At 73.6% G+C, this 15,505-nt stretch carries 14 protein-coding genes; all 14 read left to right on the top strand.

The features are described 5' to 3' along the window. Positions 1-175: 175 nt before the first annotated feature. Positions 176-754, top strand: coding sequence for a DUF4255 domain-containing protein (locus tag ABZS71_RS12805; RefSeq protein WP_356209419.1), 579 nt, complete (start codon positions 176-178; stop codon positions 752-754). Next, the gene (locus ABZS71_RS12800) at positions 751-1,476 is read left to right on the top strand and encodes a carboxypeptidase-like regulatory domain-containing protein (protein WP_355851608.1); all 726 of its coding nucleotides are present in this window, start codon (positions 751-753) and stop codon (positions 1,474-1,476) included. Before ABZS71_RS12805 ends, ABZS71_RS12800 begins: the two co-directional genes overlap by 4 nt. Before the next feature lie 10 nt (positions 1,477-1,486). Beyond that, the gene (locus ABZS71_RS12795) at positions 1,487-3,751 is read left to right on the top strand and encodes a phage tail sheath C-terminal domain-containing protein (protein WP_356209416.1); all 2,265 of its coding nucleotides are present in this window, start codon (positions 1,487-1,489) and stop codon (positions 3,749-3,751) included. A gap of 20 nt (positions 3,752-3,771) precedes the next feature. Further along, complete coding sequence (locus ABZS71_RS12790; protein WP_355851613.1) at positions 3,772-4,227, top strand: phage tail protein; 456 nt, start codon at positions 3,772-3,774, stop codon at positions 4,225-4,227. Between the two features lies 1 nt (position 4,228). Further along, complete coding sequence (locus tag ABZS71_RS12785) at positions 4,229-5,722, top strand: phage tail sheath subtilisin-like domain-containing protein (protein ID WP_356209413.1); 1,494 nt, start codon at positions 4,229-4,231, stop codon at positions 5,720-5,722. Continuing rightward, the gene (locus tag ABZS71_RS12780) at positions 5,719-6,237 is read left to right on the top strand and encodes a phage tail protein (RefSeq protein ID WP_355851618.1); all 519 of its coding nucleotides are present in this window, start codon (positions 5,719-5,721) and stop codon (positions 6,235-6,237) included. Before ABZS71_RS12785 ends, ABZS71_RS12780 begins: the two co-directional genes overlap by 4 nt. Beyond that, positions 6,234-6,428 (top strand): putative phage tail protein, encoded by a 195-nt coding sequence (locus tag ABZS71_RS12775; RefSeq protein ID WP_356209410.1) that lies wholly within the window; start codon positions 6,234-6,236, stop codon positions 6,426-6,428. The genes ABZS71_RS12780 and ABZS71_RS12775 overlap by 4 nt, the downstream gene beginning before the upstream one ends. Positions 6,429-6,540: 112 nt before the next feature. Then, a complete protein-coding gene (locus ABZS71_RS12770; RefSeq protein ID WP_355851624.1) occupies positions 6,541-7,212 on the top strand; it encodes a LysM peptidoglycan-binding domain-containing protein in 672 nt (223 codons plus the stop codon). A gap of 10 nt (positions 7,213-7,222) precedes the next feature. Next, positions 7,223-8,404 (top strand): type IV secretion protein Rhs, encoded by a 1,182-nt coding sequence (locus ABZS71_RS12765; RefSeq protein ID WP_356209407.1) that lies wholly within the window; start codon positions 7,223-7,225, stop codon positions 8,402-8,404. Positions 8,405-8,406: 2 nt separating this feature from the next. Next, entirely contained in the window at positions 8,407-9,102 is a 696-nt protein-coding gene (locus tag ABZS71_RS12760) for a phage baseplate assembly protein V (RefSeq protein WP_355851630.1), read from the top strand. Continuing rightward, complete coding sequence (locus ABZS71_RS12755; protein ID WP_356209404.1) at positions 9,099-9,512, top strand: GPW/gp25 family protein; 414 nt, start codon at positions 9,099-9,101, stop codon at positions 9,510-9,512. Before ABZS71_RS12760 ends, ABZS71_RS12755 begins: the two co-directional genes overlap by 4 nt. Beyond that, the gene (locus tag ABZS71_RS12750) at positions 9,509-11,467 is read left to right on the top strand and encodes a putative baseplate assembly protein (RefSeq protein WP_356209401.1); all 1,959 of its coding nucleotides are present in this window, start codon (positions 9,509-9,511) and stop codon (positions 11,465-11,467) included. Before ABZS71_RS12755 ends, ABZS71_RS12750 begins: the two co-directional genes overlap by 4 nt. Then, positions 11,464-13,515, top strand: a complete 2,052-nt coding sequence (locus ABZS71_RS12745; protein ID WP_356209398.1) for a putative baseplate assembly protein — start codon at positions 11,464-11,466, stop codon at positions 13,513-13,515. Before ABZS71_RS12750 ends, ABZS71_RS12745 begins: the two co-directional genes overlap by 4 nt. Beyond that, on the top strand, positions 13,512-15,503 hold the full coding sequence (locus tag ABZS71_RS12740) for a phage tail protein I (protein WP_356209397.1): 1,992 nt from the start codon (positions 13,512-13,514) through the stop codon (positions 15,501-15,503). Before ABZS71_RS12745 ends, ABZS71_RS12740 begins: the two co-directional genes overlap by 4 nt. The last annotated feature ends 2 nt before the right edge of the window (positions 15,504-15,505 follow it).

Raw genomic sequence — 15,505 nt, 5'->3', positions numbered from 1 at the left:
AAAATATGCCTGGTCCGTGTCACCCCGGCGTTGTCGGTGCGTGTCCGGCTACGTCATCGCCGGCTGCGAAAACGGGCTGGTGACGCTCGTGTGATGCGCGAATCGCGGTCCGGCCACGCCGGGACCGGCATCCTCTCGGTACACGCTTTCGAGCGCGGAGCGGGGGAGGATTCGAATGGGTGACTTCGGCGTCGTCGCCGACGTCTCGACGGTCGTCGTGGAGACCTTGACCCAGGCCCTGCGCGGGCTCAGCCAGGTGGAACCGCCGATCGCGGAACTCAACGACCTCTCCGAGACGGTACAGACACCGCCGCCGAAACTCACGGTGTTCCTTTACGAGATCGCCGAGGACCCGACGTCGCGCAACCGGCCGCCGGTGCGCTCCCAGCCACCCGACGCACCGACCTCCCGCAAGCCGCCGATGGCTCTGCTGCTGCGGTACCTGGTCACCCCCTGGGGCGGTGACCAGGCGACCCAGCACCGGATGCTCGGACGGGCCCTGCAGACGTTCTACGACGACGCGATCCTGGACGGCGCACAGCTGTCCGGCAGCCTGGCGGCGAGCACCGACTCGCTGCACCTCAGCCTGACCCCGCTCACCTTGGACCAGAAGTCCTGGGTTTGGTACGCGATTCAGAAGCCGTACCGGCTGTCGCTGAACTACGAGGTCCGCGTGGTCAACCTGGACTCCGCCGTCGAGACGGCGGTCCGCCCGGTGCACAGCCGGGTCATCAGCGGGGCGGCGATGCCATGAGCCGCTTCGTACCGCTGGAACGTTCGACGCTCTCCAGCCCGGCCTGGTTCATACCGTTCGACGACTACGCCCGGCGGGTGCGCGGCGCCGGGGTGGCGGTCCAGCTGGACCGGTTCGACGACGGCGACTGGCTGCCGCTGGACGACGTGGCGGTGCGCACACCCAGCGCTGCCTTCGCCTATCCGGGGCTGGGCAGGTGCGGCGAGCCGTGGGCGGCCCGGCCGCGGCGCCACCGGGCCCGCTTCGCGGCCGCCGGCTACCAGCCGCTGTACCCGGCCGACGGTCAGCCGTTCTCGGCCGGTCTGGTGGGCGTCGAGTTCCTGGTGTACCCGCATGACGACGCCCACCCGCCGGCGGTGGTGACCGAGCCGCGGCTGGTCCGGCTGCTGCCGAGCGTCTCCTTCCCCTACCCGCCGGGTCTGCGTACGGTGCACGGCGCCGTGGTCGACGCGGCCACGGGGGCGCCGATCGCCAACGTGCTGGTCGAGGCCCGGGGACGGACCAGCCTGGACCTGACGCCATGGCACGAGCGCACCCTGTCCGATGCCGCGGGCGCCTTCCGGCTCGCCCTGCGGTGGGAGGGCGAGAAGGCCGACGAGCACGCCGTCGAGGAGACATTCCGCCTGCAGGCCACCGAACGGCCGGGCCGGTCCGGATCGCTGGTCGTGCGGCTGCCCCAGGACACCGAGCGCCGACACGTCATAGAGATCCGCGAGCAGTGAGGAGCCGTCCATGGCGGAGTATCTGAGCCCCGGGGTCTACATCGAGGAGATCGATGCGGGACCACGGCCGATCGCGGGGGTGAGCACCAGTACGGCCGGCATGGCCGGGGTCACCGTGCGCGGTCCGTACACCGGCAAGCCCAAGCTGGTCACCAACTTCCTGGAGTTCCAGAACACGTTCGGCGGGTTCCTCCGCGAGCCGGACGCCCTGGTCCGGGACACGTGGGCGAACGATCCGGCGGAAGGCGGCCGCTGGTGGCTGTTCCCGCTGGCGGTCAAGGGCTTCTTCGACAACGGCGGTCAGCGGCTGTACGTCAAGCGGGTCGCCAGCAGGCAGGCGAGGCCGGCCTCGGGCGTGCTGGGCCACGGCCTGGTGAGCCCGGTCGCCCGTGATGCCGCCAAGGGCGCGACCCGCCTGGAACTCGGCCACCTGATCGGGTTCGCCGGCGTCGGGCAGCAGATCCAGATCTTCCGCGGCGACGACCAGCAGTCGATCCACACCGCCGGTGTCGCCGCCTACGACGCGCCCGCCCACCGGATCGAACTGGACGCCGCGCTGCCCGCGGAGGTCAGGACGGGCCGCAGCGACTACGTGCAGATCGGGACGCGCAGCGCGGAACAGGCACTGGAGTTCACCGCCGTCAGCCCCGGCTCGTGGGGCGGCGCGGTCCAGGTGCGGATCCAGCCGATGGCCGGAGCCGCGCTGCCGGTGCTGCCGGATCCGCAGGAGGGCGCGCTGTTCGTCACGCAGCTGGCCGCGGACGCCGCCGCGGACAGCGAGACGGTCGAGGTCGCCGCGGTGACCGGGCTCGACCCCGACGACCTGCCGCCCGACGTCTGGGTGCAGATCGGTTCCGGCCGGTTCAAGGTCCGGGTGAGCCAGCCGGCGGACGGGAAGGTCACGCTGACCCTGCCGTCCGGCACGGCACATGAGGCGTGGCGGAGTGGGCTGCTGGTGCGCCGCGTGCGCCGGGGTAACACCTCGGCGGGGCCGACGCTGCGGGTCGGCGGAGCGAGCCGGCTGTACGAGGGCGCCGTCGTCCAGCTCGACGATGGCACCAACCTGACCATCCGCACCGTCGAGGCGATCGCCGCGGACGTCGTCACCCTCGACGGGAACGTGCCCGGGACGTTGTTCGAAACCGATCGGCTGCACCTGGTCGAGGCGCAGGTCGACGCCCGGTTCACCGACCCGTCCGGGGCCGTGGTGGCGGAGACGTACCGCAACCTCCGGCTCACCGGCGACGCGCCGGCGAACCTGGTGACCACCCTGGCCGGCCGCTCGCAGCTGGTGCGGGCGAGGGCTCTGGCCGCCCTGTCCACCGACCCGACGAAGTTCCCCGTGCCCGCGGTCGGATCCTGGCTGACGCTGGCGAACGGGGACGACGCCTACGGGAGCCTGAGCGTGGCCGACTTCGTCGGCGAGGACGGCGGCAGCGGCAAGCGCACCGGGATCGCCGGGCTGGAGGACATCGACGAGGTGGCCGTCTGCGCGGTGCCGGGTGTGTGGTCCGGGACGGTCGAATCGGCCCTGGTCACCCACTGCGAGCTGCTCAGGGACCGGTTCGCGATCCTCGATCCGCAGGACGGCCTGGACATCGAGGGCGTCCAGGCGTTCCGCGAGCCGTTCGACACCAAGTACGCGGCGCTCTACCACCCGTGGCTGGTCACCCGCGACCCGTCGACCAACCGCGACGTCGAGGTGCCGCCATCGGGCCACATGGCCGGGGTCTACGCGCGCGTGGACGTGGAGCGGGGGGTGCACAAGGCACCGGCCAACGCGGTCATCCGGGGCATCCGGCTGACCGACGGCATCGCCCAGGACGTCACCAAGCGGCATCAGGACCTGCTCAACCCCAAGGGCATCAACGCGCTGCGGTTCTTCCCCGGGCTGGGCCACCGGGTGTGGGGCGCGCGCACGCTCTCCTCGGACAGCTCGTGGAAGTACATCAATGTCCGGCGGCTGTTCCTCTACCTGGAGGAGTCGATCGACGAGGGCACCCAGTGGGTGGTGTTCGAGCCGAACGACGAGGCGCTGTGGGCCCTGGTCCGCCAGACGGTCACGAACTTCCTCACCACGGTCTGGCGCAGCGGCGCGCTCGCCGGCACGACCGCCGACGAGGCGTTCTTCGTCGCCTGCGACCGCACCACGATGACGGAGGACGACCTCGCCAACGGCCGGCTCATCTGCGTCATCGGCGTCGCGCCGGTCTTCCCGGCGGAGTTCGTGATCTTCCGGATCCAGCAGAAGACCCGCGAGACCCAACTCGCCTGAGTGCCCGAGGAGAGGCCACCATGCCGCCCGTTACCAGGGACGATCCGTACGCGTCCTACAACTTCCAGATCATCGTGACCAACGTCAGCGACGACGGGGTCGCGGTGAGCGGGTCCTTCACCGAGGTGAGCGGGCTGGAGCTGGAGGTTCCGCCGATCGAGTACCGCACCGGGAGCGAGGACATCACCGTCCGCAAGATCCCGGGACTGAAGAAGTTCACCAACCTCACCTTCAAGCGCGGCGTCACCGGCCACGTCGGTTTCTGGACCTGGGTGGTCGAAGCGCTCAACGGCAAGGTACGGCGCACCTCCGGCTCGATCGTGCTGCTGGACGAGAACCGCCAGGAGGCGATGCGCTGGAACTTCGACCGCGGCTGGCCGACCAAGTACACCGGTCCGACGCTGAGCGCCACCAAGAACGAGATCGCCATGGAGACGCTCGTCCTGGCGGTCGAGAAGCTGGAGATCGACGTCTGACATGGCCGCTGAAGCGCTCCCCGGGGTATCCCTTACGTTCGCGCCACGCGGCTCCGCCACGGAGCCGCTGCGCACGGACGTGGCGGCGTTCCTGGGCCGGCTCCGCCGGGGCCCGGTCGGCACTCCGGTACGAGTGGAGAGCTGGAACGACGTCGTGGGCGCCTTCGGACCGCCGGACGGCGCCTTCGCCACCCCGTACGCACTGCGCGGCTTCTTCGAGAACGGCGGCCGCACCGCCTGGGTGCTCCGCGTGTCCGGGCCGGCCACCTCGGCCCGGACACGGTGGACGGTCGGTCCGCTGAGCGGATGGGCCGCCACGCGCTACCAGGTGGTCGCCACCAGCCCCGGAGCCTGGGCCAACGGCGGGCGCGTCGCCATCCGTTACCAGGCCAGCACGGTCGCCGGACCGCCCACCGTGGGCGTACGGGTCTTGATGCCCGGCGAGGCGCCCGAGACCTTCCCCGGACTGCCGCTCGCCGACGTGGCCGACCGGCTGACCGGGTCCCGCTACATCCGGCTGGTCCCGGACGGGCCGCCACCGCCGCCGGGGCGGCCCGGCCCGATCTCGATGTCCTGGGACCTGACGCTCGCGGGCGGCGCCGACGCGGCGCCCACCCGCAGCGAGTACGCGGACGCCGTGACCGTACAGGCCGAACTGCCGGAACCGGCGCTGGTGGCGCTGCCGGACCTCGGCGCGGACCTGTCCGGCACCACGCACACCGACGTGGTGCTCGAACTGCTGCGGAGCGTACAGCCGTTGCACGACCGCCTCGCCGTCCTGGACGTACCGCCCCGGCTGTCCTCCGTGGACGAGGCGGTCGACTGGGTGGGCTCCCTGGCGGCCACGGGCGACAGCCGGCTGCTCGGCTGCGCCGCCGTCTACCACCCGCCGCTGCGCACCCCCGACGGGCACGGACTGCGGACCGTCCCGGCGTCCGGGCACGTCCTGGGCGTCATCGCCCGCCTCGACGGCGAGCGGGGGGCGCACCACACGCCCGCCAACGCCGTGATCCTGGAGGCGGTCGACCTCGTGGCCGAGTACCCCGAGCCGCAGCAGGTCCGGCTGTTCGACGCGGGCATCGACCTGATCCGGTGCACCCGCGGGCGGGGGCTGATGGTGTGGGGCGGGCGCACCCTGTCCGCCGACCCGCGCACCCGCTACATCGCGCACCGCCGGCTGGTGCACCTGCTGGTGCGCGCGATCCGGCGGGTGGCGAGCCCGCTGGTGTTCGACGTCAACTCGCCCGAACTGCGGCTGACGTTGGTGCGGGGGCTGACCTCCGTGCTCCTGTCGGCCTTCCGGTCCGGGGCGCTCGCCGGCGCCCGGCCCGAGCAGGCGTTCCGGGTGGTGTGCGACGACACGAACAACCCGCCCGAGCAGGACCCGGGGCAGCTGGTCTGCGAGATCGAGGTCGCCCCGGCCGTCCCCATGGAGTTCATCCGGCTGCGTCTCGTACTCGGCCAGGACCGAGGCCTGGAGGTGATCGAGGCATGACCCTGGATCCGCTGCCCAAATACCGCTTCCTGGTCACCCTCGACCCCGGCGACGCGTATCTGCCGCCCGCGCAGGCGCTGCTGCTGCCACTGGCCGCGTCCGGCGCGTTCCAGGAGGTCACCGGGCTCGGCGCGCAGCTGGAGGTGACGAGCTACCCGGAGGGCGGCCGCAACGACTCGGTCCACCAACTGCCGCTGCGCCACTCGTGGAACCGGATCACGCTCAAGCGCGGGGTGGTGCGCGACCCGGGGCTGTGGGCCTGGTACCAGGCCGGGCTCGCCGACTCGCTGGGCGCCCGCCGCGACGGCGCGGTGATCGTGCTCGGCCCGGACGGGGTGCCCGGCGCGGCGTGGGCCTTCCATGGCGGGCTCGCCGCCAAGTGGAGCGGCCCGGACCTGCACGCGGAGCAGAACGCGATCGCCATCGAGTCGCTGGAGATCGCGCACGAGGGGCTGACGAAGGTCCTGCAGGACGCCGCGGCGAACGCCTTGTCGCGCCAGAGCCAAGGGAGGTGACCGACGTGCCGAAGGTGACCATTCACCACCTCGAGGTCCGGTTCCAGGTGGACGGCGACGACGGTGCCGTGTTCACCCGCCTGTTCAACAAGCACATCCAGGCCTGGGCGAAGCTGTACGAGGACCAGTGCGCGCGCGCCAGGCACACCGAGACCGAACGCCGCTTCGGCGACGGGGAGGGCCACCAGTGAGCGTCGCGCGCGCGGCCGCCGGGCCGCAGCCGGGTGGGGAGCCGCGCTGTCGCCGCGCGGGCGGAGAAGGGGGTGCCCCCGGACGGAGTCCGGGGGAGAACGAGGAGGCGCCGTGAGCGTGACACCCGTGTCCTTCGCCCGCCAAGGCGCCGCCCAGGCTCGCCTGGAGATCGTCCGGCCGGTGATCGCCGACGAGCGGCAGCGGCGGATCCCGCTGCGGTTCAACCCCACCGACTACAAGCTGAGCAAGAGCAACACGTTCGCCGAGATCACCATCCCCGGCCTGGAGACACCGCCCCTGCAGTACGTCCGCGGCGGCACGGAGACCCTCACGGTCCAGGCACTGGTGGACACCTCCGACACCCTGGAGAACGTACGGAAGGCCTACGTCAACGCGGTGCGCAACCTGCTGCGGCCCGACAGCCGCGAACACGCGCCGCCGGTCGTCCGGTTCGTCTGGGACGAGGAGGTCTTCACCGGTGTCGTGGAGAAGCTGGACGTCAACTACCAGCTGTTCCGGCCGGACGGCGTGCCGCTGCGAGCCATGCTGGACCTCTCGCTCAAGGAGTTCCGCCCGGCCGCCGTGCAGGTCGCCGAGACACCGCGCTCGTCGCCCACGGTGGAGAAGAGCTACGTGGTGCGCCGCGGCGACACGCTCAGCTCCATCTCCGCCGCGCTGTACCGGCGGCCCGACGCCTGGCGGGAGCTGGCGCGCGCCAACGGCATCAGCGACCCACGGGACCTGCGACCGGGCCGGGTGCTGACCGTGCCCCGGCTGCCGTGAGGAGCGCGCGATGAGCACCCCCGTACCCGAGGTCGCATCGCCCGACCGGTACGCGCCCGAGTTCGACGTGCGCATCGAGGGCCTGGAGATGGACCCGTCCACCAAGAACGACATCATCGATATCAAGGTGAACCGGGACATCGACGAGATGTCCGGCTTCGACCTCACCCTGAACAACTGGGACGACGCCAACCTGCGGTTCAAGCACAGCGATTCGCCGCGTTTCCGGCTCGGCGGCCGGGTCTCGGTCCGGCTCGGCTACGCCGACCAGCTGCTCACCGTCGCCACCGGGACCATCTCCACGCTCAGCCCGAAGTTCACCGACGGCGCGTCGCCCACCGTCCAGGTCAGCGGCGTGGACGGGCTGCTGCGGCTCAAGGACCGCAAGCCCACCGAGAACGAGACCAAGATCTACCGCAATCTGCCCGACTGGCGCATCGCCGAGCAGATCGCCCAGCGCAACCACCTGCGCATCGAGGTCACCGGGGAAGGGCCCACGCACGACCGGGTGGTGCAGAAGAACCAGGACGACGCGACGTTCCTGCTGGAGCGGGCCAAGCGGCTCGACTTCGACTGCTACATCCTGCCGGACCCGAAGACCGGCGAGGACACGCTGTACTTCATCAAGCCGACCGACGGCCGCGACGGGCGCCCGATTCGGGTATACCGGCTGGCGTACGCACCGGGGCTGAGCACCGGCCCCACCAACCAGCCCGAGGGGCTGGTCCCCAACCTGATGGAGTTCACCCCGACGCTGACGGTGTCCCAGCAGGTCAGCAAGGTCACCGTGCGCGGCTGGGATCCCCGTACCAAACAGCCGATCGCGTTCACCGCGACCGCCGAGAACCTGCCGGCCGGGCAGAACACGGCCGATGGGCAGAGTGGGCCGCAGGTCGCCGAGTCCACCCTGCAGGGCCGCCAGGAGGTCATGGTCGACGCGCCGGTCGGCAGCGACCAGGAGGCCCGCGAACTGGCGATCAGCCTGTTGCGCGAGCGCGCCTACGAGTTCATCACCGCGACCGGCAAGGTGGCGGGCCTGCCCGAGCTGCGGCCCGGCGACAACCTGGAGATCTACGGCCTCGGCCGCCGCTTCTCGGGCACGTACTTCGTCAAACGGGTCGAGCACACCCTCAACACCAGTGGTTTCTTCACCCAGTTCACCGCACGGCGGATCCACCAGGGGGACCAGTGACCATGAGGGGCACGCCACGCGCCCGCTCCACCGACAAGCGCTACTACGGCGTCGTCGAAGCGCTCGTCGTGGAGAACGAGGGCGACGACGAAGGCCAGGTCAAGCTGAAGTTCCCCTGGTTCGACGACACCACGGTCACCGACTGGGTCCGCGTCGGCCAGCTGTACGCGGGCAACGGCTACGGCTCGGTGTTCGTCCCTGAGAAGGGCGACGAGGTGCTCGTCGCCTTCGTCCACGGGGACATGCGGTACCCGATCGTCCTGGGCGGCCTCTACAACGGCGAGGACAAGCCGCCGACCGCCCGCACCGAAGGCCGCGACCAGAAGATCATCCGGACCCGGCACGGCCACGAAGTGCTCCTCGACGACACACAGTCCAAGGCCGCCGTACGGATCAAGTCCGCCGCCGGACACGTGGTGGAGCTGGACGACCAGGGCAAGGCGATCCGGATCACCGCGGCCGAGGGCGGCAGCGTCACCGTGACCGCGCAGGGCGAGATCACCCTCAAGGCGCCGAAGGTGACGGTCGATTCCCCCTCCATCGACCTCGGCGGCGGCGCCACCGAACCGCTCGTGCTCGGCAACGCGCTGCTCCAGGCGTTCAACACGCACACCCACCCCTCCGCCGCCGGGCCGACCGGCCTGCCGACCCCGCCGCTCACCCCCGCCGTGCTGGCCAAGAAGGCGAGGACGGCATGAGCGAGGAGTTCCTCGGGACCGGCTGGCGGTTCCCGATCCTGCCCGACGCGTCCGGGCGGCTCGGGTACGCCGTCGGCGAGGAGAGCATCGAGCACTGTCTGCGGGCACTGCTGCTCACCGGCACCGGCGAGCGGGTCATGAGGCCCGAACTGGGCACCCGAGCACACGAGTTGGTGTTTGCGCCCGGCAGCGTGCAGAACCTGCGCGACCTGGAGCACTCGATCGCCGCCGCCGTCCGTGACCACGAGCCGCGGGTGGAACTGGAGGAGGTCCGCGCGGAGGCCGACCCGGCCGACGAGTCGCGGATCACCGTCTCGGTCGTCTACCGCATCCGGCGCAGCAACACCAAGGCGAACCTGGTGTTCCCGTTCTACACCGGACTCACGGGCCTCACCGGGAGCACACCATGACGCTGCCCGCGCCGAAGCTGGACGACCTCACCTGGGCCGACATGATGGCGGCCATCCGCCGGCGGATCCCCGCCGAGTCGGACGGCACCTGGACGCTGCACGCGCCCGCCGACCCCGGCGTCACCCTCCTCGAACTCTTCGCCTACCTCCTCGAGCAGCGGCTGTACTGGCTCGACCAGGTGCCGGACGCGCTCGTGGTCGCCGTACTGCGGCTGCTCGGCGTCGAACCGCCGCGCCCCGCCCGCCCCGCCGCCACCGTGCTGCGCGTCGCCGCCCGGCAGGCGGGCACCGCCGTCCCGGTCGTCCCCGCCGGGACGGCGCTGACCCGGGACCCCACGGGGCAGGTCGTCTTCACCCTCGACGACGACGTGGCCGTCCTCCCGCTCGCCGAGGGCGGTGAGGCCACCGTGTGGACCGACCGTGACCGTACAGCGGACCTGCGGGCCCGCCGCGGCATCGCGCTGCTGGCGAGCGACGGCGCCCCGGCACAGGTCCGGTTCACCCTGCCGCTCACCGGAGCGCACCCCGCGCCCGGCCCGCTCAGCCTGCTCGTCGAGCTGGACGCGCCCGCCGCGTCCGCGCCGTCGTGGCTGCCCGGGGCGGTCGCCGATGTGCCGCCTCCCGCGGAGCTGACCTGGTCCTGGTTCCGGCCGGGCACGGACGTCTCCGGCGGGTTCGAGAAGGTCGAGGACGGCACGGCCGGGCTCAGGCGGTCCGGTGTCGTCCGGCTGCACCCCCCGGCCGGCTGGTCCACGCGGGACACCGGGCTCCTGGTGTCGACCCCGGCCGCCACGTACGCGGCCCCGCCCCGCCTCCTCCAACTCGCCGTCAACGTGTCCGCCGCGCACCACCGCCGGCACCGCACCGCGCGCGGCGCCGACCTCCAGGAGCAGATCGACGCGTGGCTCAGGCTGCCCGGCCAGCATCTCGTCCTGCCGGACGCCGCCGACCGCCTCCTGGAGGCGACCCTGCGCCTGGCGGGTCAGGAGTGGCAGCCGATGCCGGACTTCACCTTCGGCGCGCCGGCCGACCGGATCTTCGTGCTCGATCGGGCCGAGGGCGCGCTGGTGTTCGGCGACGGACTCACCGGGCGCATCCCCCGCCCGGACCCGGACGGGCACGTCGCGTACGTGACCGGCGGCGGCCGAGGCGGCAACGGCGGCATGACCGGCAACTGGCTTTTGGCCGCGGACCTTCCGGCCCCGTCGGGAGCGGTCTCGGCCGCCAACCTCGTACGGGCCGAAGGCGGCGCGGACCCGGAGACGATCACCGAGGCGCGCCGGCGCGCGGCCGCGTCCCTGGGGGAGGTGACCCGCGCGGTCACCGCCAACGACTTCGTCACCCTGGCCCGTACGACACCGGGCGTCGACGTCGCCCGCGCGTACCCGTCCCTCGGCGAGCACCCCGGCTTCCCGTGCTCCACGGTGCCCGGCGCGGTGACCGTCCACATCGTCCCGGCGGCGCCCCGGGACGACCTCGCCCGCGAGGACTTCGTCGCCGCGCCGCTCCCCGACCCGGGCATGCTGTGCGCGGTCGCCGCTCGCCTGGAACAGGCGCGGCTGCTCACCTCCGAGGTCTTCGTCCGCGCGCCCCGCTACCGCGAGGTGACGCTGCGGGTCGCCCTGTCGGGCGACCCGGCCGACCGCACCCGCGTGTCCACCGTGCTCACCGCGGCGCTGCGCCGCTTCCTCGACCCGCTCGTGGGCGCTGAGGAGCAGGACGGCTGGCCGTTCGGACAGCCGCTGCGGCCCTCGGCCCTGCTGCGGGCCGCGCAGCGGGCGCTGGGGGACCTCGCGGACGTCGCCGCCGTGGCGATCGGCCTCGACGGGGTGGACCCGGACGGGACTGCCGAGGACTGCGACGAGGTGCCGCTCGGCGCCGGGGAACTTCCCGTCCTGCGGGCGGTCCGCACCCGGATCGTGCCCGCCGTCGAACCGGGGGAGGGGCTGGCATGACCGGCGACGTGTGGTGGGAGAAGGACGCCCAGGAACGGGAGAGGGCAGACGGGCGGATCGTGCCCGGTCCCCGACCGGCCGGCGTCCAGCCCGAACTGGTCGACGCGACCCGTGAGGCGGTCCGCGCCGACGTACGCGGCCGGATCGCGGGATACACCCCGGACTGGACCGACCCCGACCGCCAGGACGCCGGCGTCGCGCTCGTCCGCCTCTTCGGCACCCAGGCCGAACCCGTGCTCGGCCGCGTCAACCGGCTGCCGGAGAAGGTGCTGGCCGAACACCTGGCGACGGCGGGCGTGCGACGGCGCCCGGCCGGCGCGGCGGCAGCGCTCCTGGAGTTCACCGTGAACCCGCCGGACGGCGCCTCCGTGCTCGTCCCGGCCGGGTTCCAGAGCGCGGCCTCGACCCCGGCGGGGCAGGTCGTCTACGAGACGGACCAGGACCTGTACGCCACACCGGCCACCCTCGGCGCCCTCGCCGTCCAGGAGGCCGGAACGCTGGAGACCTTGCCGCTGGGGCCGTCCGGGCCCAGCCGTCCCTTCGCGCCCTTCGGCCGGGACCCGGAGCCCGGCAACGGGCTGTGGATCGGACTCGCCGGGCCGGCCGGCCCCTACCCGCGGCTGTCGCTGGGCTTCGTGGTCGTCGCCGCTCCCCCCGCGCCCGCGAGCGCCGGCGGGGCGGTGCCCCTGCCGCTGCCGCCCGCGCCGCTGCTGCGCTGGGACGTGCTGGACGGCACCCGGCTCGTACCCGCCGAGCTGATGCGGGACTCCACGGCCGGGCTCAGCGCCAGCGGGACCGTCGAGCTGAGGGTCCCGCGCTCGTGGGAGCCGGGCAGTCCGCTCGGCACCCGGCCCCGGCTGCGCTGGCTGCGCCTGCGGATCGCGCACGGCGCCTTCGCCGGACCGGCGCCGGTGCTGTCCGGACTGCGGCTGAACGTGGTCGCCGCCACCGCCGCCCGCACCATCCGGGACGAGCCGCTGCAGCCCGTCCAGGACCCCGCGGCGACCGGGCGGCGGCGCATGACCCTCAGTCAGGTGCCCATCCTCGCCGGCTCGGTGGTCATCGAGGTCGACGACGACGCGGGCGGCGACGTGTTCGGCACCACGGCCGGAACCTCGTCCCGGTGGCGTGAGGTGGAGAGCCTGGCCGGGTACGGCGCCGACGACCGGGTGTTCACCGTGGACCACGACAGCGGCGAAGTGACCTTCGGGGACGGCGTCAACGGCGCGGCCGTCCCGCCCGGCTTCCGCAACGTCCGCGCAGTGCGCTACCGCGTGGGCGGCGGCAGCGCCGGCGCCGTACGGGCGGGTGCCGTCAACGGGGTTGTGACCGCTCTCCCGTTCGTCACCGGCGTCAACAACCCCTTCCCGGCCTCCGGCGGAACGGACGCCGAGCCCGACGCCGGCGCTATGCGCCGCGGCGTCGGCGAACTGCGGGCCCGCGGCCGGGCCGTGGCCCCGGCCGACTACGGCCGGCTCGCCACCCGCGCGCCCGGTGCGTCGGTGGCCCGCGCCCGGGGCGTGCCCGGCCTGCACCCCGACTTCGCCGGGGTGCCGATCCCCGGCGTCGTGGGAGTCCTCGTCGTACCGCCCGTACCGTCGGGCGACGACACAAGCGAACCGCCGGTCCCCACCGCCGCGACCCTGCGGGCCGTCGCCGACTTCCTGTCGCGCGAAGCCGCCCCCGCCGGGGTCACGGTGGTCGCCGCCCCCGCGCCGTACCGCCGCGTCGGAGTGGAGTCCTGGGTCACGCTCGACCCGGACCTCGACCGGGCCGCGGCCCTGGCCCGGGCCGGCGACGCGGTGCGCACCTACCTGGATCCGCTGCGCGGAGGGGAGGACGGCGCGGGCTGGCCGTTCGGCGGCGCGCTGCTCCACACGGCGCTGGTCCGACGGCTCCTGGCGGTCGACGGGGTGCTGGCCGTCACCCGGCTCTCGCTCACCGTCGACGGAGTGCGCCGGCCGCCCTGCACCGACCACGCCCTCCCGCCCCACACCCTCGTCTGGCCGGAGCGCCCGCTGCTGATCCCGGTAGGAGACCGGCCATGACGTGCACACCACACCCCGCGACCTTCCGTCTCCTCGACGTCCACGTCGGCTGGGACGAGTCCACCGGCGGCGGCGAGCCGGGCGTGGACGGCATCGTCGGCTTCGACGACCCGGCCGGCCTCCGGCTCGCCTACCGCGGCCCCGCGCCGGAAGGACCCACCAGGGGCCGACTGCTGCCGTGGTTCCCCGACCCCCGCCTCGCGCCGGGGTGCGGGCCGTGCGCCTGGTACCTGCTCGTCCCGGGTGAGCGGCGGCTGCTGCGCCGCGACGTCTGCAGCGGCGCCTTCACCCCCGTCCGGCCGCCCGACTGCGACCCCGCCCCGCTGCGCGAGCCGGTCTCCGTCGCCGCGCGCGGACACCGGCTGGCCGTGGTGGAGTCCGACCGGGTCCTGGTGTGGCGCCGCGAGGGCGAGCAACTCGCCGGTGTGATCCAGGCCGAGCGGCCGCGGTGGGCCGCCCTGGCCCCCGGCGACGAGGTCCTGGTGGCCTGTCAGGGCAGCACGGACCTGCGGCGGTTCGCCTCGACGGGCGGCTTCCGCGGCGTGCTCCGCACCGGCGCGCGCGGCGAGGTCATCGGCCTGCGCACCGGACCGGAGCGGACCGTGTGGCTGCTCACCGACGACGGCGGACGGCTCAGGATCCACCGGGGCGGTCACCGCCGCCCCTTCCGTACCGTCACCGTGGACGAACTGGCCGCGGCCCTGCCGCCGTCCGCGCTCTCCTCGGCGGACGGGGACGGGTTCTGCCTGAGCGAGAAGGGCCCGGACGGCCCCGAGACCACCTGCTGCACCTGGCAGGGCCTGCCCCGGGATCCCGCGCCGCCGGCCACCGACGCGTACGTGACCAGCGGGTCGTACGTCACCACCCTGATCGACAGCGGCATCTCGCGGTGCCGCTGGCACCGCGTACGCGTGGACGCCGGCGTGCCCGCCGGGACGGCGGTCGCCGTCGAGATCGTGGTGAGCGAGGACGGCCGGTACGACGAGAGCGACTGGCAGGCGTCGGCTCCGGGAGCCACGGACTTCCTCGTCGACCAGCCGCCCGGCCGCTTCCTGCGGCTGCGGCTGCGGCTGTCGGGCGACGGCGGTACGACTCCGGTCGTACGCCGGATCCGGCTGGACTTCCCCCGGGTCACCAGCGCCGACCTGCTGCCGCCCGCCTTCCGCCAGGACCCCGCGGCCGACGACTTCACCGAGCGCTTCCTGTCGCTGTTCGACGCCACGCTCGCCCAGCTCGACCGGGTGATCGAGCGGTATCCGGCGCTCCTCGACCCGGCCGGCGTCCCGGACCGGGTGCTGCCGTGGCTGGCCGGTCTGCTGGGCCTGTCGTTCGAGGCGGGCTGGGACGCCCGCACCCGGCGCGCGCTGCTGGCCGCGGCCCCGGAGCTGTACCGGCGCCGGGGCACGCCGTGGGCGCTGCGGGAGGCGGTACGCATCGTGTTCGGGGTGACCCCGGTCATCGACGAGCTGGCGACGGACCGCCGCTGGGCGCACCTGCGCGAGGCCGCCGGCGGCTCCGGAGCGGGACAGGGACAGGGGCCGGGGCCGGGCCAAGGGCTCGGCGCCGGGCGGCTGTTCGGCCGGTCGGCGAGCCGGTTCCGGGTCGGCGGCTCGGCGCTGGGCGCGGCGCCGCTGCGCGCGTTCGGCGCGCCGGACAGCGACCCGTTCACCGTGCACGCGCACCGGTTCCGGGTGCTCCTGCCCGCCGGATCGGCGGACGGGACGGCGCTGCGGCGGCTGGTGGAGCGGCAGGCGCCCGCGCACACGGTGGGGTCGGTACGGACCGGCGGCGCGGGGTTCGTGGTCGGTTCGCGGTCCACGGTCGGCGTGGACACCGCGTTCGTCCCGCTGCCGGCGCCCGTGCTGGGCGGCGCGCACCCCGTGCGGCTGAACCGCGACGGGGTGCTGAGGCCGGGACCGAGAGGGTTGCGCCGAGGGGTCGGCGTGGGAGTCGTCTCCGCCGTCGGTACGCATACACAAGTGTCGTGAGA

This window comes from Streptomyces sp. NPDC005393, from assembly GCF_040606675.1.
GTDB lineage: Bacteria > Actinomycetota > Actinomycetes > Streptomycetales > Streptomycetaceae > Streptomyces.
The sequence above is the reverse complement of the archived record's forward strand: the minus strand, read 5'-3'. Positions and strand labels throughout refer to the sequence as shown.

Excerpts from the sequence above, each read along its gene's own strand:
- ABZS71_RS12805 (WP_356209419.1), top strand. The coding sequence starts at position 176 with ATGGGTGACTTCGGCGTCGTCGCCGACGTCTCGACGGTCGTCGTGGAG.
- ABZS71_RS12800 (WP_355851608.1), top strand. The coding sequence starts at position 751 with ATGAGCCGCTTCGTACCGCTGGAACGTTCGACGCTCTCCAGCCCGGCC.
- ABZS71_RS12795 (WP_356209416.1), top strand. The coding sequence starts at position 1,487 with ATGGCGGAGTATCTGAGCCCCGGGGTCTACATCGAGGAGATCGATGCG.
- ABZS71_RS12790 (WP_355851613.1), top strand. The coding sequence starts at position 3,772 with ATGCCGCCCGTTACCAGGGACGATCCGTACGCGTCCTACAACTTCCAG.
- ABZS71_RS12785 (WP_356209413.1), top strand. The coding sequence starts at position 4,229 with ATGGCCGCTGAAGCGCTCCCCGGGGTATCCCTTACGTTCGCGCCACGC.
- ABZS71_RS12780 (WP_355851618.1), top strand. The coding sequence starts at position 5,719 with ATGACCCTGGATCCGCTGCCCAAATACCGCTTCCTGGTCACCCTCGAC.
- ABZS71_RS12765 (WP_356209407.1), top strand. The coding sequence starts at position 7,223 with ATGAGCACCCCCGTACCCGAGGTCGCATCGCCCGACCGGTACGCGCCC.
- ABZS71_RS12760 (WP_355851630.1), top strand. The coding sequence starts at position 8,407 with ATGAGGGGCACGCCACGCGCCCGCTCCACCGACAAGCGCTACTACGGC.
- ABZS71_RS12755 (WP_356209404.1), top strand. The coding sequence starts at position 9,099 with ATGAGCGAGGAGTTCCTCGGGACCGGCTGGCGGTTCCCGATCCTGCCC.
- ABZS71_RS12750 (WP_356209401.1), top strand. The coding sequence starts at position 9,509 with ATGACGCTGCCCGCGCCGAAGCTGGACGACCTCACCTGGGCCGACATG.
- ABZS71_RS12745 (WP_356209398.1), top strand. The coding sequence starts at position 11,464 with ATGACCGGCGACGTGTGGTGGGAGAAGGACGCCCAGGAACGGGAGAGG.
- ABZS71_RS12740 (WP_356209397.1), top strand. The coding sequence starts at position 13,512 with ATGACGTGCACACCACACCCCGCGACCTTCCGTCTCCTCGACGTCCAC.